The 21,576-nt window shown below is 53.3% G+C and carries 26 protein-coding genes and 1 pseudogene; 19 read left to right on the forward strand and 8 right to left on the reverse strand.

Going from position 1 to position 21,576, the window contains the following annotated elements:
* Positions 1-48: 48 nt before the first annotated feature.
* Both IPJ96_16150 and IPJ96_16155 read right to left on the reverse strand, forming a co-directional pair.
* Entirely contained in the window at positions 49-576 is a 528-nt protein-coding gene (locus IPJ96_16150) for a 3-hydroxyanthranilate 3,4-dioxygenase (GenBank protein ID MBK7911836.1), read from the reverse strand.
* Between the two features lie 158 nt (positions 577-734).
* A complete protein-coding gene (locus tag IPJ96_16155) occupies positions 735-1,028 on the reverse strand; it encodes a hypothetical protein (protein ID MBK7911837.1) in 294 nt (97 codons plus the stop codon).
* A gap of 453 nt (positions 1,029-1,481) precedes the next feature.
* Here IPJ96_16155 and IPJ96_16160 point away from each other — a divergent pair, with 453 nt between their 5' ends.
* The 3 genes from IPJ96_16160 to IPJ96_16170 all read left to right on the forward strand — a co-directional run bounded on the left by IPJ96_16160 (position 1,482) and on the right by IPJ96_16170 (position 4,555).
* A complete protein-coding gene (locus IPJ96_16160; protein ID MBK7911838.1) occupies positions 1,482-2,612 on the forward strand; it encodes a hypothetical protein in 1,131 nt (376 codons plus the stop codon).
* A 250-nt stretch (positions 2,613-2,862) separates the two neighbouring features.
* A complete protein-coding gene (locus tag IPJ96_16165) occupies positions 2,863-3,939 on the forward strand; it encodes a T9SS type A sorting domain-containing protein (GenBank protein MBK7911839.1) in 1,077 nt (358 codons plus the stop codon).
* A gap of 61 nt (positions 3,940-4,000) precedes the next feature.
* The gene (locus tag IPJ96_16170) at positions 4,001-4,555 is read left to right on the forward strand and encodes a hypothetical protein (protein MBK7911840.1); all 555 of its coding nucleotides are present in this window, start codon (positions 4,001-4,003) and stop codon (positions 4,553-4,555) included.
* A 22-nt stretch (positions 4,556-4,577) separates the two neighbouring features.
* On the opposite strand, the gene IPJ96_16175 is transcribed toward IPJ96_16170, so the two are convergent.
* On the reverse strand, positions 4,578-5,060 hold the full coding sequence (locus IPJ96_16175) for a GyrI-like domain-containing protein (GenBank protein MBK7911841.1): 483 nt from the start codon (positions 5,058-5,060) through the stop codon (positions 4,578-4,580).
* A gap of 238 nt (positions 5,061-5,298) precedes the next feature.
* Here IPJ96_16175 and IPJ96_16180 point away from each other — a divergent pair, with 238 nt between their 5' ends.
* Positions 5,299-6,087, forward strand: coding sequence for an SDR family oxidoreductase (locus IPJ96_16180; GenBank protein MBK7911842.1), 789 nt, complete (start codon positions 5,299-5,301; stop codon positions 6,085-6,087).
* 79 nt (positions 6,088-6,166) lie between these two features.
* On the opposite strand, the gene IPJ96_16185 is transcribed toward IPJ96_16180, so the two are convergent.
* Entirely contained in the window at positions 6,167-6,565 is a 399-nt protein-coding gene (locus tag IPJ96_16185) for a four helix bundle protein (GenBank protein ID MBK7911843.1), read from the reverse strand.
* A gap of 95 nt (positions 6,566-6,660) precedes the next feature.
* Positions 6,661-8,574: an acetate--CoA ligase gene (gene acs / locus IPJ96_16190; GenBank protein ID MBK7911844.1), complete on the reverse strand. Its 1,914-nt coding sequence runs from the start codon at positions 8,572-8,574 to the stop codon at positions 6,661-6,663.
* A 277-nt stretch (positions 8,575-8,851) separates the two neighbouring features.
* Between acs and IPJ96_16195 the strand changes: the two genes are divergently transcribed.
* The gene (locus tag IPJ96_16195; protein MBK7911845.1) at positions 8,852-10,294 is read left to right on the forward strand and encodes an aldehyde dehydrogenase; all 1,443 of its coding nucleotides are present in this window, start codon (positions 8,852-8,854) and stop codon (positions 10,292-10,294) included.
* 69 nt (positions 10,295-10,363) lie between these two features.
* Here IPJ96_16195 and IPJ96_16200 read toward each other — a convergent pair whose 3' ends face one another.
* Positions 10,364-10,696 carry a hypothetical protein gene (locus IPJ96_16200; GenBank protein ID MBK7911846.1) on the reverse strand — a complete coding sequence of 111 codons (333 nt, stop codon included), beginning with the start codon at positions 10,694-10,696 and terminating at the stop codon, positions 10,364-10,366.
* Positions 10,697-10,993: 297 nt separating this feature from the next.
* On the opposite strand from IPJ96_16200, the gene IPJ96_16205 reads away from it, so the two are divergent.
* The 4 genes from IPJ96_16205 (at position 10,994) to IPJ96_16220 (ending at position 14,703) form a co-directional block, all read left to right on the forward strand.
* Complete coding sequence (locus tag IPJ96_16205; protein MBK7911847.1) at positions 10,994-11,716, forward strand: PorT family protein; 723 nt, start codon at positions 10,994-10,996, stop codon at positions 11,714-11,716.
* Between the two features lie 131 nt (positions 11,717-11,847).
* Entirely contained in the window at positions 11,848-12,519 is a 672-nt protein-coding gene (locus IPJ96_16210) for a hypothetical protein (protein ID MBK7911848.1), read from the forward strand.
* A 118-nt stretch (positions 12,520-12,637) separates the two neighbouring features.
* Positions 12,638-13,327 (forward strand): response regulator transcription factor, encoded by a 690-nt coding sequence (locus IPJ96_16215; GenBank protein ID MBK7911849.1) that lies wholly within the window; start codon positions 12,638-12,640, stop codon positions 13,325-13,327.
* On the forward strand, positions 13,324-14,703 hold the full coding sequence (locus tag IPJ96_16220; protein ID MBK7911850.1) for a HAMP domain-containing protein: 1,380 nt from the start codon (positions 13,324-13,326) through the stop codon (positions 14,701-14,703). The genes IPJ96_16215 and IPJ96_16220 overlap by 4 nt, the downstream gene beginning before the upstream one ends.
* Positions 14,704-14,744: 41 nt before the next feature.
* Here IPJ96_16220 and IPJ96_16225 read toward each other — a convergent pair whose 3' ends face one another.
* Positions 14,745-15,116: a hypothetical protein gene (locus tag IPJ96_16225; GenBank protein ID MBK7911851.1), complete on the reverse strand. Its 372-nt coding sequence runs from the start codon at positions 15,114-15,116 to the stop codon at positions 14,745-14,747.
* 150 nt (positions 15,117-15,266) lie between these two features.
* On the opposite strand from IPJ96_16225, the gene IPJ96_16230 reads away from it, so the two are divergent.
* Entirely contained in the window at positions 15,267-15,779 is a 513-nt protein-coding gene (locus tag IPJ96_16230) for a DUF1905 domain-containing protein (protein MBK7911852.1), read from the forward strand.
* A 55-nt stretch (positions 15,780-15,834) separates the two neighbouring features.
* On the opposite strand, the gene IPJ96_16235 is transcribed toward IPJ96_16230, so the two are convergent.
* On the reverse strand, positions 15,835-16,113 hold the full coding sequence (locus tag IPJ96_16235) for a hypothetical protein (GenBank protein ID MBK7911853.1): 279 nt from the start codon (positions 16,111-16,113) through the stop codon (positions 15,835-15,837).
* 319 nt (positions 16,114-16,432) lie between these two features.
* On the opposite strand from IPJ96_16235, the gene IPJ96_16240 reads away from it, so the two are divergent.
* The 9 genes and pseudogenes from IPJ96_16240 (at position 16,433) to IPJ96_16280 (ending at position 20,801) form a co-directional block, all read left to right on the forward strand.
* Positions 16,433-16,924 carry a hypothetical protein gene (locus tag IPJ96_16240; protein MBK7911854.1) on the forward strand — a complete coding sequence of 164 codons (492 nt, stop codon included), beginning with the start codon at positions 16,433-16,435 and terminating at the stop codon, positions 16,922-16,924.
* Positions 16,921-17,977: pseudogene (locus IPJ96_16245) on the forward strand (ABC transporter ATP-binding protein). Before IPJ96_16240 ends, IPJ96_16245 begins: the two are co-directional and overlap by 4 nt.
* Positions 17,961-18,332, forward strand: a complete 372-nt coding sequence (locus IPJ96_16250; protein MBK7911855.1) for an ATP-binding cassette domain-containing protein — start codon at positions 17,961-17,963, stop codon at positions 18,330-18,332. The pseudogene IPJ96_16245 and the gene IPJ96_16250 overlap by 17 nt, the downstream one beginning before the upstream one ends.
* Complete coding sequence (locus IPJ96_16255) at positions 18,326-18,625, forward strand: hypothetical protein (protein ID MBK7911856.1); 300 nt, start codon at positions 18,326-18,328, stop codon at positions 18,623-18,625. Before IPJ96_16250 ends, IPJ96_16255 begins: the two co-directional genes overlap by 7 nt.
* Positions 18,626-18,628: 3 nt before the next feature.
* On the forward strand, positions 18,629-19,417 hold the full coding sequence (locus tag IPJ96_16260) for a biotin/lipoyl-binding protein (GenBank protein MBK7911857.1): 789 nt from the start codon (positions 18,629-18,631) through the stop codon (positions 19,415-19,417).
* Positions 19,418-19,731: 314 nt separating this feature from the next.
* Positions 19,732-19,959 (forward strand): hypothetical protein, encoded by a 228-nt coding sequence (locus IPJ96_16265; GenBank protein MBK7911858.1) that lies wholly within the window; start codon positions 19,732-19,734, stop codon positions 19,957-19,959.
* Positions 19,960-20,007: 48 nt separating this feature from the next.
* The gene (locus IPJ96_16270; protein MBK7911859.1) at positions 20,008-20,202 is read left to right on the forward strand and encodes a hypothetical protein; all 195 of its coding nucleotides are present in this window, start codon (positions 20,008-20,010) and stop codon (positions 20,200-20,202) included.
* Positions 20,184-20,408, forward strand: a complete 225-nt coding sequence (locus tag IPJ96_16275) for a hypothetical protein (protein ID MBK7911860.1) — start codon at positions 20,184-20,186, stop codon at positions 20,406-20,408. The genes IPJ96_16270 and IPJ96_16275 overlap by 19 nt, the downstream gene beginning before the upstream one ends.
* An 18-nt stretch (positions 20,409-20,426) precedes the next feature.
* Positions 20,427-20,801, forward strand: a complete 375-nt coding sequence (locus IPJ96_16280) for a hypothetical protein (GenBank protein ID MBK7911861.1) — start codon at positions 20,427-20,429, stop codon at positions 20,799-20,801.
* Positions 20,802-21,576 lie beyond the last annotated feature (775 nt).

Consider the following 21,576-nt stretch of genomic DNA (forward strand, 5'->3'; position numbering starts at 1 on the left):
TGGAACAGGTTGGGAAGCAATATGCCCGCACTGGCGGGCATATTCGGATTATTTCACGGGTACAGGCGGCTCCATGACGGCTCCGCAATGTTTACAGGTACGTTTTTGTTTATCCTCGTAAAAGGCCGTCATGGCTTTCGCCAACTGATCGACGATGTCTTCCAGATCAAAGTACTCCTCGTGCAGCAATTGGTGGCAGCTTTCGCAATACCATTGGAGGCCGTCCTTCATGCCCGGACGTCGCTGCACTTCCATGACCAGCCCGACCGTATTGGGACCTCGCTGCGGTGAATGCGGAGTTCTGGCCGGCAGAAGAAAGATCTCGCCTTCCTTGATCGGAATGTTCACCGGCTTGCCGTCGTCGATGATCTTGACCACGATGTCGCCCTCGCGCTGATAGAAAAACTCTTCCGTCTCGTTGTAATGGTAATCCTTGCGGCTGTTGGGGCCGCCAACGACCATGACAATGAAATCCTGGTTGGGCTGATAGACGACCTGATTCATCACCGGCGGCTTGAGCAGGTGACGGTGTTCGTCGATCCATTGTTTGAAGTTGAACGGGCGGGTTACGGGCATGGCGGTTGGGGATTGGCTGCGTGGCGAATTTAAGGGTTTCCGGGGTCTTGTTCCGAGTTCCGGGTTCCGGGTTCCGAGTTCGTGATTGGGAATAAAACCTTTGTCCCTGGACGCTCAGTATTCCTTAAAACCCGGAACCCGGAACACTTAACAGCCATTCAGGCTTTTCTCTTCGCAAACCACTCATTCAACTTCTCCCCCACCTCCTTGGCGAGCTCTTCGGCTTTGGCGCCGGCTTGTTTGGCTACGGCTTCAACCTTGTCGCGTACGTCGTCGAACTTCTCCCGCACGGTATCGCCAAATTCGCCGCCCTCGGCGACCCGGTCGAGCTCCGCGTGCAGGATGTGCGGGAACTTGAGTTTGAAATGGTCCATCACCGCCTCGGCGGCCAGTTGCGCCTGTTCGTCGGTGAGGTTGGCTTTGAGCTTGATGAGGTTGGCGAGGTGGGTCATGGGGAGCGGGTACTAAATAATTCGAAATTTAGCGAATTTCACTTGGAATTACTATCGTGAACGAAGAGCATACCCATTGTACCCGGCAAATCCACCCAGATAACACCATTTAATAGTACGTGGTGTCTACAGAACTTAGACTCTCATCTTCCTGAATGCGTTGGGTTCTGATCCAAACCCAAATATGATCTATCCAGACTTCTATATTTTCCCTTATTCTACTCCCCAAACAAATCAACCGTATAACCCACGGAACATGCGAATGCAACCGCAACTTTATCTATATTGAAACCTTCAACCATACACCACATGGCGCGTAATTTTTCATCTACTTTAAGTTCCGGAACATGTCTTCGGAGATTGGCAATTCGAGTGTTTCCGCTGATCTGCTTTCTGTTTTTAATAAGCGGAATAGTGAATGCCTACGAGACAACTACCGCATACTTGAAGGAAATGCCTGCTGTAGCTGCTGTTGAACGCGACATCAGCGGGTCAAATGCCGATGACGCCCGGCTACGGCAGATCGGCGCTTTTAAACAGCTCATGCGGATGATCAACGACGTCATGTGCGGGGATCGGGCATTTGAATTGAGTAAGGCGGAACAACAGAAGGTGCGGGAATACCACGAGGCGGAAATGGCCCTTATGGCGACGATGAACGCCGCGGGCGCGAAATACAACCCCGATCAGTACGCTTTTGATAAAACACTGGAAGGAGAGCTTTTTCGTCTTTACTTCTCCGAGAGCTGGCAACAGGAATATCATAGCAATCTGGCCTTAAAGGCGAAAGAAGCCGCCCAATTCGAAGTCGATCAGCAAAAGAGAGTCGAAGAGGCCGATCAATACTGGAAGGAACGTCAACAAGAGTCGATCCGACAGGCCCCTCAGGCCATGAAAAACCAGTTGCTTCGACTCAGAACGCCACTTCTGCTTTCTATCATCACCGTGGGTCTGTTGTTCATCATCACGCGCCGATGGAGAAAAGTGAAATTTTATCCTTCTTCCGATGCCAACACACCGGTGAGTTTCAAGTATGGTAAACACTATGTTCAGATCGATTACCTGCAGGGAATGGTTAGCGACTTCAAAAAAGAATCGGCAAAACGCGTCGAAGGCACGCACGGGGTTGTGCTGACGAGCAAGGTCAGTGTCGAATTCTTCCTCCACGGACTCGACGGCAGCGAACGACCGATCAGCATGGTAAGCATGGACCTCTCCGCGCGGGATGGACATGTGGTCACACTGGCAGGATACTTTCATGGGCAGGACTTCATTCCCCTGGCTGCCCGAAACCACACTACCAATCTCGACTATTACCACCAAGACAACCTGGAAGTGCTTTTCCTTGGCCCTAAGTTGCAAACCATTGGCTGCGGCCTTACGGGCGGTATGATCGTGGGGTTAGCGGGGGTGTGGTTCAGCATTGGTGATAAAACAGGCTTGTATGTGTTGTGGTTGGTCTTTTGGATAGGACTGGGCCTGGTTTCCGGACTGCTTGCTCCCAAGGCACCGGATCCGGCGGCGATACGCGAATTCAAAAAGGCGCTGACGTTCCAGGAACTGCCTTTCCGCGCTGCTGAATGAAAACACTTGACACCCTGAAACCCTTTATCGACGATCCGCCGATTTCACTTCTTGCAATGGAATATCATCTTGCTTCGCGGTCACCGGAACTGCCTCGTAAACTGTCGGCGACCCGACCCCGGCAAGGAAGTAATTGAAGAGTTTTGTCTTTACGCGGTGAAACTCTTGGATGAGGTCCAATGATGCATTCGCTTCCGGAGAATCTGTCATTCGTTATGAATTGAGAAAGATCCCCTGAATAAAAAAGACCATGACACGAAGCTTGTCCATTAAAACCGACAGTACGGGTCTTTGGTTGCTTTTTATGCTCTTCCTTTTCCCCAGTTTCCTCTTCGCCCAACGCGAATACGCCGTCTGCGATTCGACCTTTCATGTGCTGAATGCGGATTCGACGCTCATTGCCGGTCGGTATTCACTTTACCTGGAAACCACTGCCGGCACCAGCCTGGTACACGATTTCAGTCTGCCGGATCCGGATCAATACATCCGCGACTTCGATATTGTAGCGCCGAACCGTTGGTTCACACTTGTCGGCAGCCGATACATCGGCGGTCCGACGACGCTTTGGCGCTCGGATGATAGCGGGAATTCCTGGCAGGTGGATTCCTCTTTCTGTGCGGCCGCAAGGAATACGGACCCTTCGCCGAATTACTGGAACTCGGTCAACCAGTTGCAGCATTTCGGTACGGATACATTGACCCTGTTTCTGGGTTATTACCAGTCGGGCGTGGCTTATTCCATTGATGGAGGTGCCAGTTGGACCAACTGGATGCAAAACCTGATCACGCATTACCACGCATTTTTCCAGTGCGACACCACGTATTATCTCTTCGGACTGGAAGGTGATGCCTTCCGTTCGTGGGCCTTTCCTATCCCGCGTTATAAGCTCTTCCGGAACGATTCGCTTGTCAACTTCCAGATCTTCGGCGGTACGGGCGATCATCCCTTCTGCTCGAATGGCGACAGCAGTTGTTTTTTCGTGCCCGGCAGTTTGAACCGTTGCGGACAGTATCACTACATGCGCGACTACATCGACAGCCTTTGCCAGCTAACGACCGGAATCGACGCGGTGAATTTCTCCGATGCTGACGGGCTGTTCGTGTTTCCGAATCCCGGCAACGGCTTATTCGGGATCCGATTTCCCGGCGACTGGGTTGGAGTAGCCAATGTGACCATCAACGATCTGGCTGGTCGAACGGTACGATCCGATCGCCTTCCGGTTTCGGTCAACACCACCCTTGACCTTAGCTCCCTTCCGGCCGGGACCTATTTGCTGCGCCTGGACAATAACGGGGATTTCAGGTTCGGAAAACTTCTGAAGTATTAACCGATCGCCAGGACCAGTGTATCCGCTGTATGATCGTTGACTATTCCAAAATCTCCCAACCATGTCAATTCGCGGCATTTTTTCAATCATCGCACTCTTCCTGTTCCAGTCACTTGCTTGTATCGCCCAAGCAGACCAGGCAGCTATTCCTTCCAATACCCGCACCTATCACTGCATCATCCGCGGTGATTCAAGCAAGCAATTCACCATTCGCTACGCGATCATCCAATCGGTCACCGACAGCGGGTTCTACTATTCCGCGGTCAAACACGGTTCGAGGACGTTTGAACGGGAAGTCCGGTTCATGCCCGCGCGTTACATCGACGAAATGAAGATCGGCCGAAAAGGGAAAACAGGAACCGGCATCCTCGTGGGAGGAGTCGTGGGTTTCTTTGTGGGTGGTGTACTGGGCTTGTCGGGAGTGCCGGATTACGGTATACTCGAGTCAATACCGCCAGAAGAAAACGCCCTGATCGGCGGAACACTGGCCACGTTTCCGGGATTGATCATTGGTGGAATCGCGGGATCCGCGCGTGAAAAAATCTATCTCGGAAAAGATCCGGTCACCTATCAACGGAACATACTGCGTTTACAACGCTTTTCGAAAATGCCCTGAACAGTGCGCGACACCCTAGCACCTATCGCACCGGCACCCAGATCTCCTCTTCCGAATCCTCGGCTTCTCCCTTATAGCGCTCATCCATCCGGGCGAAGTGCGGTCGGTCATCGAGCGAATAGCCGTAGCCGGGGAGCCATTGGGTAAAGATGTAGCGGTACAGGTCCGCGCCTTTAGAAGCGCGGCCACGATACAAGAAGACCGCATATCGACCGCCTGGCACTTCCAATTCGTTCATCCCATCGGGAACCGCTTCCTGTAGTCCGACTTCCACCGCGGCCCACTTCGTGAATTCCCTGGCCGGATCAAATACTGCGAAATGATCCAGGCCATCGTAGACCTCCAGCGAATACAACACGCCTTGGTTCATCGACCGAAGCTCGCCCCGGCGGGGCATGAAGCGTTTCCACAATGCGGCCGTAGTGTTTTGGACCAGCGACTGCCGCTGAGACATGCCGATGAGGCGAAAGGATGGAATGGTACGGATTTCAGGCTGTATGGACATGGTGCTGGATGCAAGGTAGTGCTGAACAGCGCGGCGAACAAGATGGCATTGGTGATTGGTGATTGGATATTTGTAATTAGAAACTGGTAATTAGAAACTAGAAAATGGCAACTGTAAATACAAAACCCGAAACTGGAAACTCGAAACCTGAAGCCCGCCCGCCTGCCGCAGCTTTAGCGAAGGCAGGAAACCCCCTCGCCGTCTTGACCCATTCACAAAATCTCCCGTCATTTACGGAATGAATCTCGATCTGCGCGGTAAGAAAGCCCTTGTATGCGGTAGTACGCAGGGTATCGGAAAAGCGGCAGCGCTGGAACTTGCGCTGCTCGGTGCCACGGTTACCTTACTTGCGCGCAACGAATCCGATCTCAAAAAGACCTGCGGCGAGCTGTCATCGGTCTTTCATCAGAAGCACGATTATCTGGTCGCCGATTTTTCCAAACCCGAAGAACTCCGGGCATCGGTCGAGCGCTATCTGCGCAGCACGGGTACCGTGCACATTCTGATCAACAATACAGGCGGACCTCCGGGCGGACCCATCACCGAAGCGAAGACGGAAGAATTCATCCAGGCGTTTTCCAATCACCTGGTGTGCAATCACATCCTGGCCCAGGCCGTATTGCCCGGCATGAAAGAAGCGGGTTATGGGCGCATCGTCAATGTGATTTCTACCTCGGTCAAGCAACCGCTGAAAGGTCTGGGCGTTTCCAACACCGTGCGCGCCGCGGTAGCGAACTGGTCAAAGACATTGGCCGGTGAAGTCGCGAAGTACGGCATCACCGTCAACAACGTCCTGCCCGGCGCCACCAACACCCAACGCCTGCGCAGTCTGATCGACGCCAAAGCCCAAAAAACCGGACAGCATCCCGACGAAATCAAAGCTGAAATGGTCCATGAAGTCCCGATGGCCCGCTTCGCCGAAGCTTCCGAGATCGCCAACGCCATTGCCTTCCTCGCCAGCCCCGCCGCCGCGTACATCACGGGCATCAACGTGCCGGTGGACGGAGGAAGGACTTCGTGTTTGTAGTTTACGGTTTCGCGTTTCCAGTTTCCAGTTTCCAGTTTCGGGTTTCGGGTTGTTTTTTTGTTGAAGAGTTTTCTTCTCCTTACTGTCGCCCTTTGTACTTCGTTCCCTTGATTTGAGATTGAATCAGATAGGACATTAGTGCGCCTGTCTTTTGTGAAAACTGACGGCTTAGTTGCCGCAGGATTTCCATTTCCGAATCGGGAACCCAACCCTGATCAGCCGCCACAACCAGTTGGGAATACAATTCACCGTTGGAACCTTTGGCGATGGAAAGAAAATTCGTGAACTCCCGATTGCCTCCGCGCTCAAATCCCTCTGAAATATTGGAGATCATCGATACGGATGCGCTTCGAATCTGTGATCGAAAGCGAAGATCTTCCTGGAATTCGCGCGATCTTGTAATCGTAAAAACAATTTTGTTCACTTGCCGGGCGATCTTCCAAATCTCCAGGTCCTCGAAGGTTTTAATGCTGGCCACGAAGCAAACATCCAAATCGCTTCAGGGAATTGCATCCAATAAATGCGGGAAACTAATATTAAAAAACCCGAAACTCGAAACCGGAAACCCGAAACCTACAACCTGTTTCCTTTGATCTCCTCCACCACCCCCGGATCCAGCAGGGTCGTAGTGTCGCCGAGGGATTCGGTTTCGCCTTCGGCGATCTTGCGGAGGATGCGGCGCATGATCTTGCCACTGCGGGTCTTGGGTAAGCCGGAGACGAACTGGATCTTGTCGGGCTTCGCGATGGGGCCGATGATCCGACTCACCGTGAGCGCGATGTCCTGCCGCGTGAGGTTCTCGTCGCCGTGCGTGCCGCTGTAAATGACATAGGCGTAGATGCCCTGTCCTTTGATGTCGTGCGGGTAGCCGACAACCGCGCTCTCCACCACGCCGGCGTGCATGTTGATCGCGTTCTCCACTTCGGCGGTTCCGATGCGGTGGCCGCTGACGTTGAGTACATCGTCCACACGACCCGTGATCCGGTAGTTGCCCTCCGCGTCGCGGTAGCATCCGTCGCCGGTGAAGTACAGGTTCTCGTAGGTCGCGAAGTAATTCGTACGACATCGCTCGTGGTCACCGTAGGTGGTTCGGATCATGCCCGGCCATGGAAATCGTATACAGAGGTTTCCATTGACATTGTTGCCGGTGATCTCTTCTCCCTTTTCATCAACCAACATCGGTTGAACGCCGGGCAAGGGAAGTGTGGCGTGCGCCGGTTTTGCAGGTGTCACACCAGCCATGTTGGAGATCATGACTCCGCCGGTCTCGGTTTGCCACCAGGTATCGACGATCGGACATTTTCTTCTCCCCACGTTCTCATGGTACCAGTTCCAGGCTTCTTCGTTGATCGGTTCGCCAACCGTACCGAGTACGCGCAGGCTGTTGAGGTGCTTACCCTGCAACGGCCCGAGTCCGTATCCCATGAGTGAACGGATCGCTGTAGGCGCGGTGTAGAGGATGTTCACGTGGTACTTGTCGACAATGTCCCAGAACCGGCCCGCGTCCGGCCAGGTGGGAATCCCTTCGAACATGAGCGAGGTTGCGCCGGCGCCGAGCGGACCGTACACGATATAGCTGTGTCCGGTGATCCAACCAATGTCGGCTGTACAGAAGAAGATCTCGCCCGGGCGGTACTGAAAGACATTGGCGAACGAATAGGTGGTGTACACCATATAGCCCGCACTCGAATGCACGACGCCTTTCGGCTTTCCGGTAGAGCCGGAAGTATACAAGATGAACAACGGATCTTCCGCGTCCATTTCTTCCGCCGGACAGTCCGGATTGCCCATCGTTTCCACTTTGCGGATCTCGTCTTCCCACCAGACGTCGCGGCCTTTGATCATGGACACGGGAGTCCGCGTACGCGTGAGTACGATCACACGCTTGACAAACCGGCATTGCACCAGCGCGTCATCGATCACGCTCTTCAATCCGATCTCCTTGTTGCCACGAAAGGCGCCGTCGGAGGTGACGATGAACTCGGCCTGTGCATCCGTCAGACGATCGGCGATGCTTTGCGCGCTGAAGCCGCCGAAGACCACCGAATGAATCGCGCCGATGCGTGCGCAGGCCAGTACGGCGATCGCGAGCTCGGGCACCATGCCCATGTAAATACAGACCCGGTCGCCTTTTTTGACGCCGTTATTCTTCAACACATTGGCGAACTGTACGACTTTCGTGTGCAAGTCGCGGTAGGTCAGTACCCGGTGATGCTCTTCCGGATCGTTCGGTTCCCAGATGATCGCCGGCTTGTTACCCAGCGTACCCAGGTGACGGTCCAGGCAATTTTCCGTGATGTTCAACTTGCCGCCGGAGAACCATTTGACATCCGGGTCCCGAAAATTCCACTCCAGTGTTTTTTCCCATCGCTTACGCCAGTAAAAGTTAGCGGCCACATCGGCCCAGAATCCTTCCGGGTCCTGTACACTGCGACGGTAGGCAGCATCGTAAGCTGGTCGATCGGTATGTTGAAAGGGGTAGGACATGGGCGTTCGAACGTGATGTTGATACGAAGATAGCGATTAGTAGGTAGGTATTGGGCATTGGTGATTGGTGATTGAGGCGAAATAAAATCGGCATTTCTAATTACAAATAACCAATCAAAAATTTCAAATCCTGTTTCCCCCGCCTCCACGAAATCCAGGTACAAAACACTGACTATTCACCAATAACTATTCGCTATTCACAAAAAACTGTTCACTACTTACTATTCACCGTTTACTGTTCACTATTCACTATTCACTGTTCACTACCTTTACCCCCATGCTTCACCTCCAGAACTACATCAACGGAGCCCTCGTCCCGCCTACTTCGGGACAATACCTCGATAATTTCAACCCGGCGCTGGGCGAAGTTTACAGCCTGATTCCCGACAGCGACGAACGGGATGTGGCCGCCGCTCAGGCTGCGGCACAGGCCGCATTTCCAGCCTGGTCCACCATGCCGAAAGAAAAACGCTCGGCGCTGCTGCTGAAACTTTCGGGCCTCATCCAGAAAAACCTCGACCGTCTCGCGCTCGCGGAGTCCGTCGATCAGGGTAAGCCGGTCTGGTTGGCGAAGAGCGTCGACATTCCCCGTGCGGTTTCCAATTTCCATTTTTATGCCACCGGCATCCTGCACGATTCAACGGAGGCTCACGCGATGGAAGAGACGGCGATCAACTACACCTTGCGGACACCCGTCGGTGTTGCCGGTTGTATCTCACCCTGGAACCTGCCGCTCTACCTCTTCACCTGGAAGATCGCCCCGGCGCTTGCATCGGGATGCACGGTCGTGGCCAAGCCATCCGAGATCACGCCGATGACGGCTTATCTCCTTTCGGAGCTGGCCATCGAAGCCGGACTTCCCGCCGGCGTGTTGAACATCGTGCATGGACTCGGGCCCAAGGTCGGCACCGCAATCGTGTCGCACCCGGAGATTCCCGCCATCTCGTTTACCGGCGGCACGAAGACCGGAGAGACCATTTCCAGCATTGCCGCTCCCATGTTCAAGAAACTTTCTCTGGAATTGGGCGGCAAGAACCCGACGATCGTGTTCGCCGATGCCGACTTTGAAAAATCGGTTCACACGGCCGTGCGTGCGGCCTTTTCGAACCAGGGCGAGATCTGTCTCTGTGGTTCGCGCATCTTCGTTGAACGCAGCATCTACGAAAAGTTCCGCGACGCGTTCGTGGACGGCGTGAAGAAACTGCAGGTCGGCGATCCGATGCTGGATGAAAGCTGGATCGGCGCGATCGTGTCCAAACAACACTACGACAAGGTCCTCTCCTACATCGAACTCGCCAAACAAGAGGGTGGTCGTGTTCTTTGCGGTGGAACTGCCTTGCACCCGGAAGGTCGCTGCAAGAACGGTTGGTTTATCGCACCGACCGTGATCGAAGGGCTTTCCTACGACTGCCGCACCAACCAGGAAGAGATCTTCGGGCCGGTGGTAACCCTGCAACCCTTCGATACGGAAGAAGAAGTCCTGCAATACGCGAACAGCACCCGATACGGACTGGCCTGTTCACTCTGGACTTCCAACCTGAGTCGCACGCACCGCATGGCGGCGAAGATCCACAGCGGCATCGTCTGGGTGAACTGCTGGCTGCTGCGCGACCTGCGCACACCGTTCGGCGGTATGAAAGGCAGCGGCGTCGGTCGCGAAGGCGGTTTCGAAGCGCTGCGGTTTTTTACGGAAGAGAAGAATGTTTGCATTCGGCTTTGAGCAGACACCTACGGTAAATAAAAAAGGCGTCGTGAGTTTCACGACGCCCTTTTTATTGTGCATAACCGATCAGAGATGCGTAACCGGCGTCTTCGCATCGCTGCCGATGACGAGGATACGGTTCACACGGCTGCCCGTGAGGTTGATGAGCGCCATGCCGTCGACGATGCGGATACCGTTGCCGATGACGCCCTGTGCAACTTTGGCCGGGCGACCACGCTTACCGGTTCCTTTGAACGGAGCAATTGCCGCGAGCGGCATGCCTTCCGCCAACAGGGTCTTCTTGTTCTTCGATCCTTTCGGACGTCCCCGTTTGCCTTTTTTAACGACGATTTTGGCAGCCTTTGCGGAGGTGTTCTTGTTCTTAGAACCCTTCGGGCGGCCACGTTTTCCTTTTGCCATAATTAATTTATTTAGTTGATTAAAAAGTATTCCGATGGTCTCCTGTCATCGGATTTGAAACAGTTGCAGAAATGCACGTCACTGACTCCGTTGCAAGTATACTCCAAATAAACTGATTGAATAAAAATATTTCAACGCATTTGCAATTATTTATTCACTAAAATAATCGAAAATGCAGAAAATTCGACCAGACTCCCTTACCATGTATCCAATGTGAATCCTACTACGGATTCCGGGAATAACACTACCTTGACCCATATGCGGAGTCGGCTGATTTCAATGGTTTTCTTGTGCTTCATGACGGCCTCATCCCGGGCCTATCTCCCGCCAGCTGGACCGGTCTTCGACCGTACGGCCTTTGGATTCACTCTATCCATCGACCGTTGCTACCGCGAAATACAGTACGATGGAGCGGATTCCAGTCTGAATGCGGTCTTTAACGATCGCCAAAAACACGAAGATCCGATGATGGGTTACTCCGTCGGTCTTTCGCTGCGTAAGCAACGCTCACTTCATTGGATTCTGGAAGCCGGTTTACGTTACACGATCCGGGGTTATCAATACCGGTCTGCCGACAAAACCTTTGGCCCGGCGATCGACACCAACTATGTGACCGTGACCAATGTCACACAAGCGCTGGACGAAATCCTTATCCGGCATCAATACCGCTATGTGGAAGTGCCGTTGCGGCTCCATTACCAGTTTACCGAAAACCGGTTGCGCTATCACGTCGCCGCCGGCATTGCCTTGGGATTACCCCTGGGCGTAACGCTTTCCACCCGGTACAAATTCAGCAATGGCGAACGGGAGGTGAAGCGCAACCAGCTTCCCGATCAGGACCTCAAGATCTCCATCACACCCATACTTTCAGCAGGCTTGGAATTCTATTATAGCCATCGCCTGCGATTCTATCTGGATCCAACCTATCAGTTTGCCTTAAACGACGCAGAAGCGACAACGATACGTGAACGCTTGAATAGTGCCGGCTTACAATTCGGGCTGATCTACCGATACCGCTAAGCCGCTCCGGCCGAACGGTTGAACTACCCTAACCGGCACTTCGAATGGATTTTCATTATCATAATCTGTAATCGGTTGCTCCGTGGTTTACCGCTTACCTAATTTTGGTCCTTACCAATCATCCCACAGCCATGCATACATTACCAATCCTCATCCCGACTTTTTTCATCATCATCACCGCACTGGCCCTAACCATCTTCTGGTACGCAACAAACAAATCACGCAGGGTGTTGACGGTCCTGCTGGCCTGGGTAGTTGTACAGGGCTTGATCGCGACGACCGGCTTCTACGAGGTGACCAACACGATGCCGCCACGGTTTGCTTTGTTGATCGGCCCTCCGCTTTTGGTAGTTCTTTCCTTGTTTCTAACCAGGCGGGGGAGACACTTTTTAGACAGCCTTCAACAACCATGGTTGTGTCTTTTACATTCGGTCAGAGCCGGTGTTGAAATGGTCTTGTACGCCTTGTTTCTTTACAAAACGGTTCCGGTCGGCATGACGTTCGCGGGCGGCAATTACGACATCGTTGCCGGAGTCACTTCGATCCTGATCTTTGCTTTTGGTTACCAGCGGCCACTTCTTGGACGCGGGCTATTATTGGCCTGGAATTTCATTTCACTCGCGCTCCTGCTCTACATCGTGCGAACAGGTGTGCTGTCGGCACCGACTTCCTTTCAACGAATGGCATTCGATCAACCCAACATCGCATTGTTTCACTTTCCTTTTATCTGGCTTCCGGGTTGTATCGTTCCATTGGTATTGTTGTCGCATTTGAGCACAATTCGTCAGCTGCTCAGGAGCTGAATCCCGAGCGGGTTTAACTTCATTTTAATGGAATTCAGGTGCCGGAATTCCTGACCTTTGACAATAGCGCGGTCACATGACCTTGCCGGATACACGACCGGCCGAATTTTCTTAATTGATGGAACGAAAAATTCTAATCGTCGAAGACGAGCCTAAAGTGGCCGGCTTCATCCGCTCCGGGCTGAGCGAAAGCTCGCTCGCCTCCGATTGGGCTGCCGATGGGGAATCGGGCCTTGCGATGCTGGAAGCCAATAATTATGACCTGTTGATTCTCGACCTGAACCTTCCGCGAAAAAACGGATTCGAAGTTTGCGCGGCGGTGCGAAAGAATGATCGTAGGATTCCGGTCCTCATGCTGACGGCCTGGGGTGCGATTGACGACAAGCTCAAAGGATTTGAAAGTGGAGCCGACGACTATCTGGTCAAGCCGTTCGAGTTTCAGGAATTACTGGCCCGCGTTAAGGCCCTACTCAAGCGCTCGGAGCCCGAGTTATCGGAGCCGTCCACACTCCGTTATGCGGACATTACCCTGAACCTGGACACGCGCGAAGTGCATCGTGCCGGTAATAAGATCTCCCTGACACCGAAAGAATACGGTTTGTTGGAATATCTCCTGCGCAATCCTGAACGCGTCGTTACACGGGCGGAAATCGCCAGCCACGTCTGGTCCATCCAATATGAGACCGGCACCAATTTCGTGGATGTTTACATCAATTTTCTGCGCAAGAAGATCGATCGCGGATATATCCGTAAATTGATCCATACGCATGTCGGCAGTGGGTACATCCTCCGGCAACCGAACCCATGAACATTAGGATCAGGGAGCGCCTGACGCTCCAGTTCACCCTGATCGTAACTTCCATTCTACTGGTATTTGCGACCGGCATCTACCTGCTGTCGTCGTCCTATCGTGAGCAGGAATTCTATGCCCGCCTGGAGACCAAAGCGCTGACGACCGCCCGGCTGTTGATAGAGGTGAAGGAGGTGGACAACGACATGTTGAAGATCATCGACAAGAATTCCATCAACGCGATGTTCAGTGAAAAGGTACTCGTTTACAATTCCGCCAATAATCTTATCTACAACTCGGTCGATGATGAATCGATACCGGTCTCGGATAGTCTGCTGAACGCCATTAGGCGATTGGGGCAACAACGATTCCACCTCGGACTCAATGAAGCGATCGGACTTCGCTATGTGGAGGGTGGCGATGAATATGTCATCCTTGCCTCCGCGCTTGACAAATACGGCCGAAGCAAACTGAACAACCTGTTCTGGGTACTCATCTTCGGATTCATTGCGAGTGTGATCGTCACGGTCATCGCAGCGCGCATCTATTCGGCACGTGCGCTTAAGCCGATGTCGGATATCGTCCGACAGGCCGAACGCATCAGTTTCACCAGCATGGGCATCCGTATTCCGGAAGGCAATGGAAAGGACGAGATCGCGCAATTGGCGATTACCTTCAACAAGATGCTGGACCGGCTTCAGTCTTCCTTTGAGTCCCAGCGCGCATTCGTATCGAATGCGTCCCACGAATTACGCACTCCACTTACCTCCATTACCGGTCAGCTCGAAGTCACCCTGATCAGGGATCGCAGCGGGGAAGAGTACCGGAACGTCTTGCGTTCCATGCTGGACGACACCCGTGATCTGAATCAACTGCTGAACAGCCTGCTCTACCTGGCCCGGGCAAACGCAGACGACCGTCTGGTGCGCATCAGCAAGGTCCGCATGGATGAGTTGATCTGGCAGATCCTTGGTAAACTACGGAAACAGCATCCCGACTATGAGGTTGAACTGACCTATAGTGAAAAGATCGAGGACGAGAACAGCGTTGTGATCGAAGCGGACGAAGATCTCCTGCGTGTGGCCGTTTCCAACCTCATCGAGAACGGTTGTAAATATTCCGACCCTCACCGCTGCATTGTATCTCTGGAACCGCAGCGCGATCGTTTGCACCTTCGGATAGAGGATGCCGGGATCGGCATTGACCCGGCTGATCTGCCGCACGTGTTTGAGCCATTCTATCGCTCCATGGAAGTGGCGAGAAAAGGCGGTCACGGACTGGGTCTTCCGCTGGCTAAACGGATCGTTCAGATCCACCACGGTGACTTGTCATTATCCTCTACCCCGGATACCGGAACCCGTGTGGATGTTTTTCTTCCCTACGTTCAATCGTAATACGATCGTTCTCGAAGGGGTATCCTGTTTTAGTAAAATCATTAAAGGAATTCCACTTCGTAAACATCGGTCTTGTTCCGGCCGATATTCCGAACCTCGAACCCTCCCGGTTCCGGGATCCGTTCGATGAGATCGAAGCTGGTACAGGAACGCGGTAGTCCGGAAAAGATCAGGGTAAAACGGGCGGTGCTGCCGTTCGGCACATGCATCCACTGTGGCGCAACCGCTACATTATCCGTGAACAGCAATTTGCTCTCGTGAGCGGATGAGCGATCCAGAAGAACCGTCGTACTCCAGATCCTGATCAATTGATCCGGTCCGGTCGCCCGGTAATGGCAGAAAACAATTACCTGGCTCTCTTCTTCAACTGCAGTAGCGGTTTGCAGTTGGACCGCTGTCGTTTCATCCGGCATGCGGTAAAGTTAAGGGAATATCAACCGCAATCAGTTCAACGAATTGATGTCGATGAGTCTCTTGATATGACTTTCATTGGAATAGTTTTGTCAGGACATAATCGAGGTCCCAAAAATATTCGGGTACTGATAATAATCTTGACCCTCAACATGGCACGCGTTCGTTATACGACCATCATCCAGAAATTCCGGGAGAAGGGTGAAAAATCCGGATGGACGTACATTGATGTTCCGGCCGATGTGGCTAACCGGCTTAAAAAGGGTCAACGAACTTCGTTCCGGGTCAAAGGAAAACTGGATGATTCCCCCATTGAAAAGGTCGCGTTGATTCCCATCGGCAACGGGGATTTCATATTGCCGCTGAATGCTGCGCTTCGCAAAGCCATTGGTAAAAGAGAAGGTGCCGGTTTAACCGTGGACCTGCAATTGGATGAATCCGTTTATCAGATCAACGCCGACCTGCGGGCCTGCCTTGAAGAGGAACCCGCAGCCAGGAAAATTTTCGATAAGCTTCCCGGCTCTCATCAGCGTTATTATTCCAAGTGGATCGATGGCGCGAAAACCGAGGTGACGCGTGCCCGACGCATCGCCACCACGATCGATGGTATGATCAAGGGTTGGAGTTTTGCAGAAATCCTGCGAAACGCCAGCGGAAAGAAATGAAAAACCGGTCGAAAGAGTTTCCTCTTCGACCGGTTGTGCTAACCGTGGCAATCTCTTAGCGATGCTGTTCGTCGTGCTTCTGGCGGTGGATCGCCCGGCTGGCACGACGCTGTTCCTTGTGTAGCTGCTTGCGTTCGGCCGGAGTCACGACACCATCCATCCTGGCAACCCGTTTGTCGTGCCGGATCTTCGCCTGGCGCGCGCGAAGATGGCGGGCTTCTTTCTTGGTCAGTTGTCCGGAGTCCACTCCGTCTTTGATCCGTTCATGTTGGTTGACCTGTTTTTGCCCGATCGCCGGGGTGGACGTCTGGGCGGAGGCCGTGAGACTGGTGATGCGGCAAGGGCCAGGCTGAGGGGATGAGCGTTTTCATCGAATTGGCGTTTAAAGATGGCCTCGTATTAACGAAAGCCATGCCAAAGGGCAGCCCAGACCCCTTCCCCGGGCGATATCACTTTTCCGATTGACTGATCTTGTGAACAACCATTATCTATGTAATTGATATAGAGTTGATTGTATTTCTTTAGATTAATTCTAAAAAATCGTTAATGGCTGAACTATGGATAGCTTTCCGGTGTTTTTCTTTGTGCCGTAAAACAGCGTTTCATTCACCCACACTGATGAACCACTATGCAACCAACTTTGATTCCGGCCATTGCCGAGGCGTTCCCTGCGGCAATATGGCTTTTCGCAGGAGGCTGACCGACTGGTAGCGCTTCAGACCAGGCTTACCCATGAACAGGAGTTTTCGCTGGATGAATTCCTGGCCAAGCTCACCGAATTCGGTTCTCAATTCAACCTTGTTTTTCTTTCCAACGACTTGCCTTCTGGCGAGCTGAGCAAACTCGCCTTGAGCGGCAGCTATCCGTTCCTGGTATTCAGTAAAAAAGGAACTTCGTTGTATCCCATTCTGGTCCATGCGGGAAAAGGTGAACGATTCGCAACGGCATTCACCGCACAGGGTGAACAGACCATGCGCATTGAGCGCGTTGAGGACCTCGGTGATCTCCAGCGGCATGACGGGCTTTCGGAAGCCGACAGCATTGTCGTCATCACCTGCTTCCTCATTCCAACTTTGAAGAGCCGGAAGAACTCCGGGCCATCGATGTCGGCAGCGTTCGTTTCAAACTCTTTTCCAAACTACTGAAACTGCTCCAGCCTGAGCGAAAAGAGATCCTCTACATCTTCCTGTATGCGATCCTGATCGGCATCATCAGCTTGTCGCTTCCCCTGGGGGTTCAAAGCCTGATCGGGTTCATCTCGAGCGGACAGGTCGTTACCTCCGTGGTGGTGCTGATTGCATTCATCCTCTTGGGAATAGTGTTTTCCGGGATCATGACCATCTACCAGTTGGAATTGGTCGAATTCCTTCATCAGAAACTATTTACCCGCACGGCCTTTTTGTTCGCCTCGCGCATTCCGAGAATACGCCTCGAATCAGTCCTGCAATACTATCCGCCGGAACTGATGAACCGCTTCTTCGACACGATCACACTGCAGAAAGGACTTCCCATCCTGTTGATCGACATCACGGCAGCGACCTTGCAGGTGATCTTCGGGATCCTGCTCTTGTCGTTCTATCATCCGTTGTTCATCGTAATGGGTTCGGTCCTGGTCTTCCTGCTGATCTTCATCCTGCGAATGACCGGTCCGAAAGGGTTGGCCACCGCCATGACGGAGTCCGACTATAAATACCGAGTTGCCAACTGGCTGGAAGAGATCGCGCGCACGCTCAGCACATTCAAACTGGCCGGCCACACCAGCTTCGCGCTCGACAAGACCGACCACCTCGTCAGCAATTACGTTCAGGCGCGGGAAGATCACTTTCGGGTGTTGAAGAAGCAGTATTACAGCTTCGTCGTCTTCAAGACCATCGTAACCGCCATGCTGCTCATCCTGGGCGCGGTGCTGATCGTAGACCGGCAGATCAACCTCGGTCAATTCGTTGCGGCGGGAGATCGTGATCATCATGACCATCAATTCGATCGAAAAGATCATCCTGAAGATCGACAAGGTGTACGATGTGCTCGTCGGCGTTGAAAAAATAACCAAGGTGACCAGTCTGCCGGTCGAGGAATACAAAGGGATCGACCTGGTAGTACCGAAGAACTCCGGGTTGAGCATCCGCACCGAAAAACCTCGGCTACCGGTTTCCGGATCGCGCTCAACCAACCCTGAACGGCGTGAGCCTGAAGGTTGATGCATCGGAACGCATCGCGATCACCGGTTACAACAGCAGCGGCAAGAGCACGCTGATCAACCTTATCCTGGGATTGTACGATTCCTACTCCGGTAATATCCAGTTCAACGGGGTTTCTCTGCGTGAGCTCAACAAGGCTTCGCTGATGAATCATGTCGGCGATTTCGTTTCTGAGGAAGCATTGTTTGACGGGACCATACTCGAAAACATCAGCATCGGCCGGAAAGGCGTCACCATGGAGGATGTCTTGTGGGCATGCAAAGCGGCCGGTCTGAATGACTTTCTCTCGGGTTTACCGGAAGGCTTGAATAGCGCCTGGTCGGCGGGCCTGTTCGGGTGCCGGAAAGCATGGTGAAGAAGATCGTCATCGCCCGGAACATCGTGGAACATCCCGCGTTGCTCATCCTCGACGATTTTCTGCTTGGTGTCGAGCGGAGGGAAAAGAAGCGCATCCTGGAATTGATTCTCGACCGCAACTACGGCTGGACCGTCATCCTGATTTCGAACGATCCCGTCGTATTGACGGCGGTCGACCGGGTCGTGGTCATGAAGGAAGGCCGTATCGTCGATGAGGGAACGTTCGACGCATTGTCCTCCCGCAGTGAAGAATTTCGCGAACTCATTCAAAACTATCCAGCAAGCCTCTAAGCCATGGGACAGAACATACCTCCGGTAAACGACCGGTCGCTGCCCTTCAAAGCGGTGAGCCTCGTGCGCGATACGCGCTATGCGAAGAAGTTCGCACGAATCACCTCCGGGATCTTCATCCTGCTCTTCCTGCTGTTGTTCATGCCCTGGACACAGAATATCCGGTCCAGCGGCTCGGTGACGACCTACCTGCCACAAGACCGGCCGCAATCACTGCAATCGGTTATCCCGGGAAGAATTGAACGATGGTACATTCGTGAAGGTCAATTCGTCCACAAGGGCGACACGATCGTACGCATCAGCGAGATCCGGAAAATTCTTCGACCCGAAACTGCTGGAACGCGTGAGCGACCAGATCAAAGCGAAGGAGGGTTCACAATCGTCTACCGCCGCCAAGGTCTCCGCGCTTGCGCAACAGATCAACGCCTTGCAAAAGAAAAAGTACTCTCCTGGAAAAGCCCGGAACAAAGTGAAGCAGGCGGAGCTGAAGATCCTCAGCGACAGTGCCGAATTGCAGGCCATCCGCGTCGATATGGAGATCGCCCGTGTCCAGGCCCGCCGCGCCGATTCGTTGCTCAAGCGGGGCTTGATCGCGCTGACCGAACAGGAACGCCGCAACCTCAAGCAGCAGGAAACCACCGCCAAACAAGTGGCGGTCGAGAACAAGTTGCTTACTTCCAAGAACGAACTGATCAACGCGAACATCGAACTCGGTTCGCTCGAAGCCGAATACTCCAACAAGATCAGCAAAGCGGAGTCGGAACTGAACAGCGCGCTGTCCTATCTTTATGAGACCCAGGCGGAGATCGCGAAGATGAACATCGACTTCTCCAGCCTCAGCATACGCAGTTCGTTCTACTTCGTCACGGCTCCGCAAGACGGGTATGTCGTACAGGCGAAAGTGTCGGGTGTGGGCGAGAACATCGCGGAAGGCGACGTGATCTGCACCATCATGCCGTCCGATCCGAGTCTCGCCATCCAATTGCATGCAGCCGATGGATATCCCGCTCCTCGAGAAAGGCCGAAAGGTCCGGCTGCAGTTCGATGGCTGGCCGGCACTTGTCTTCTCCGGTTGGCCGAACTATTCGTTCGGAACATTTGGCGGCGTGGTAGCTGTCATTGACAACTTCGATACACAGGGAAAGTACCGCATCCTTGTTGTTCCGGATCCCGATGACACGCCTTGGCCGGAACAGATACGGGGTGGCTCAGGTACGTTCGGCTGGATCATGCTGAAGGATGTGCCGATCTGGTACGAACTCTGGCGTCAATTCAACGGGTTCCCGCCCGACTACCTCGGTACGGCAAGGTGTCGACCAATCCGGTCGATGTGAAAAGTGCGGGCGAAAGAAGAAACCTGGTAAATCGGAGGAGAAGGAATAATGAAGCGCTCCACGCTGCTGGTACTCCTGACGCTGTGTACACTGCTGGCAACCGCTCAGGATAGCACGCGTAGCGCTTTCACTTCAGAAGTGTACCGACTGGTGCTGGATCATCCGGTCGCGAAGCAGGCAGCGCTATTGCCTGACGCTGCCAGGGCGGAGCGCATGGCCGCGGGATGTTCGATCCAGTATTGAAGAGCGGATTCGATGAGAAGAATTTCGAAGGAAAGGAATACTGGAAAAGCTGGGAAAACTCGCTGGTCGTTCCAGTCTGGTTCGGAACCGACATCAAGGCGGGTTTCGACAATAGTCGCGGCCCGTACCTCGATTCCGAACGCGTCACGCCCGGACAAGGGTTAAGTTTCCTGGGGTCAGCGTGCCCTGGGGACAAGGGCTCCTGATCGACGAGCGACGCTACCGTGCGCCAGGCACAAGTGCTGGGAACGTTGGCTGCTGCGGGGCAAATCAAGCTTATCAATAAACTGCTGTTGCAGGTCAGCAAGGATTACCTCGGTACGGGACCTACGCGCGTTTACGCGACTGCAATAGCACGAAGAATCACCTCCGCCTGGCGGGAAATTGCGCTTCGACGCGATCCCGGATTCGCGTGTTGTTCAAGCGATCAGCCCGCGATCGACTCGATGGAAGCGTTGATTGAAGTCCAGAACCGGAGAACATCCGGGAATCAGTCGTTGCACAAATTTCACCAATGCCCGCCTGATCATGTCGAATCACCTCTGGAGCCCCGAAGGCCGCTCCGATGGGATGACGGCGGAAGTGGTCCCGACCTTTGAAGGAACCGTTATCGATACGCTGGATGCCGCATCACTCAACGCAATGCTCGATTCGGCCAACAGCAACCACCCAAGTGGTCAGCTCCGCCCAAATTGCAGGGACTTGAAATCGAGAAACGATGGGCGGCTACGAGAAGCTGAGGCCAGAAACTCAACCTCGATTATAATTTCCTTGCGCCGCGTGCCGACGGACTGTTGGAGAACGGATTACAAAACCGATCTATCAGGAGAATTACAAAAATGGGGTTATCGCTTGGGGATGCCGTTGTTCCTTCGCGAAAGGCGTGGTAAGCTCAACCAGATGAAGATCAAAAGACCCAGACGGAACAAAAGCAACTGCAAACCAACCGTGGGAAATCACCAACCAGGTACTTGCCGCCTGCAATGAGATTGACTAACCTGGGACTTCATTACGCATTCAGCAGCAACAGTTGGAGAATGGGAAAAACTTCTGGCGGCGAGCTTTACAAATTTGAGAACACGAAAGTTTTCTTTTCCTGGTGAACTCCGCAAAAACGCCGTCGTCAACAGCCGTATCAAGCTGGCGGAGTTAAAGGCAGAAGTACGGAAAGAGCAGGGCATTCCTGTCGTGGGGGCGCGGGTCGCTTGATCGCAGAATAATCCGGTACGCTCAGGGTCGTGGCTCCCCTTTCACAAAGGTAGTACGCCAACAATCGTAGTCGAATAGATGGTGATGGTGTACAATCCAAATCGGCCAACATTTTTACAGGAAGGATTCGGGACACCGTTTCCCGCTTTTCCAATGTGATGGACT

It is taken from the genome of Bacteroidota bacterium, assembly GCA_016713765.1.
GTDB classification, from domain to species: domain Bacteria; phylum Bacteroidota; class Bacteroidia; order AKYH767-A; family 2013-40CM-41-45; genus Pollutiaquabacter; species Pollutiaquabacter aromativorans.

What these genes read in the sequence shown, in the direction of transcription:
- IPJ96_16150 (MBK7911836.1), bottom strand. Translation starts at nt 576, where the DNA reads ATGCCCGTAACCCGCCCGTTCAACTTCAAACAATGGATCGACGAACAC.
- IPJ96_16155 (MBK7911837.1), bottom strand. Translation starts at nt 1,028, where the DNA reads ATGACCCACCTCGCCAACCTCATCAAGCTCAAAGCCAACCTCACCGAC.
- IPJ96_16160 (MBK7911838.1), top strand. Translation starts at nt 1,482, where the DNA reads ATGCCTGCTGTAGCTGCTGTTGAACGCGACATCAGCGGGTCAAATGCC.
- IPJ96_16165 (MBK7911839.1), top strand. Translation starts at nt 2,863, where the DNA reads ATGACACGAAGCTTGTCCATTAAAACCGACAGTACGGGTCTTTGGTTG.
- IPJ96_16170 (MBK7911840.1), top strand. Translation starts at nt 4,001, where the DNA reads ATGTCAATTCGCGGCATTTTTTCAATCATCGCACTCTTCCTGTTCCAG.
- IPJ96_16175 (MBK7911841.1), bottom strand. Translation starts at nt 5,060, where the DNA reads ATGTCCATACAGCCTGAAATCCGTACCATTCCATCCTTTCGCCTCATC.
- IPJ96_16180 (MBK7911842.1), top strand. Translation starts at nt 5,299, where the DNA reads ATGAATCTCGATCTGCGCGGTAAGAAAGCCCTTGTATGCGGTAGTACG.
- acs (MBK7911844.1), bottom strand. Translation starts at nt 8,574, where the DNA reads ATGTCCTACCCCTTTCAACATACCGATCGACCAGCTTACGATGCTGCC.
- IPJ96_16195 (MBK7911845.1), top strand. Translation starts at nt 8,852, where the DNA reads ATGCTTCACCTCCAGAACTACATCAACGGAGCCCTCGTCCCGCCTACT.
- IPJ96_16200 (MBK7911846.1), bottom strand. Translation starts at nt 10,696, where the DNA reads ATGGCAAAAGGAAAACGTGGCCGCCCGAAGGGTTCTAAGAACAAGAAC.
- IPJ96_16205 (MBK7911847.1), top strand. Translation starts at nt 10,994, where the DNA reads ATGACGGCCTCATCCCGGGCCTATCTCCCGCCAGCTGGACCGGTCTTC.
- IPJ96_16210 (MBK7911848.1), top strand. Translation starts at nt 11,848, where the DNA reads ATGCATACATTACCAATCCTCATCCCGACTTTTTTCATCATCATCACC.
- IPJ96_16215 (MBK7911849.1), top strand. Translation starts at nt 12,638, where the DNA reads ATGGAACGAAAAATTCTAATCGTCGAAGACGAGCCTAAAGTGGCCGGC.
- IPJ96_16220 (MBK7911850.1), top strand. Translation starts at nt 13,324, where the DNA reads ATGAACATTAGGATCAGGGAGCGCCTGACGCTCCAGTTCACCCTGATC.
- IPJ96_16225 (MBK7911851.1), bottom strand. Translation starts at nt 15,116, where the DNA reads ATGCCGGATGAAACGACAGCGGTCCAACTGCAAACCGCTACTGCAGTT.
- IPJ96_16230 (MBK7911852.1), top strand. Translation starts at nt 15,267, where the DNA reads ATGGCACGCGTTCGTTATACGACCATCATCCAGAAATTCCGGGAGAAG.
- IPJ96_16255 (MBK7911856.1), top strand. Translation starts at nt 18,326, where the DNA reads ATGGTGAAGAAGATCGTCATCGCCCGGAACATCGTGGAACATCCCGCG.
- IPJ96_16260 (MBK7911857.1), top strand. Translation starts at nt 18,629, where the DNA reads ATGGGACAGAACATACCTCCGGTAAACGACCGGTCGCTGCCCTTCAAA.
- IPJ96_16270 (MBK7911859.1), top strand. Translation starts at nt 20,008, where the DNA reads ATGAAGCGCTCCACGCTGCTGGTACTCCTGACGCTGTGTACACTGCTG.
- IPJ96_16275 (MBK7911860.1), top strand. Translation starts at nt 20,184, where the DNA reads ATGTTCGATCCAGTATTGAAGAGCGGATTCGATGAGAAGAATTTCGAA.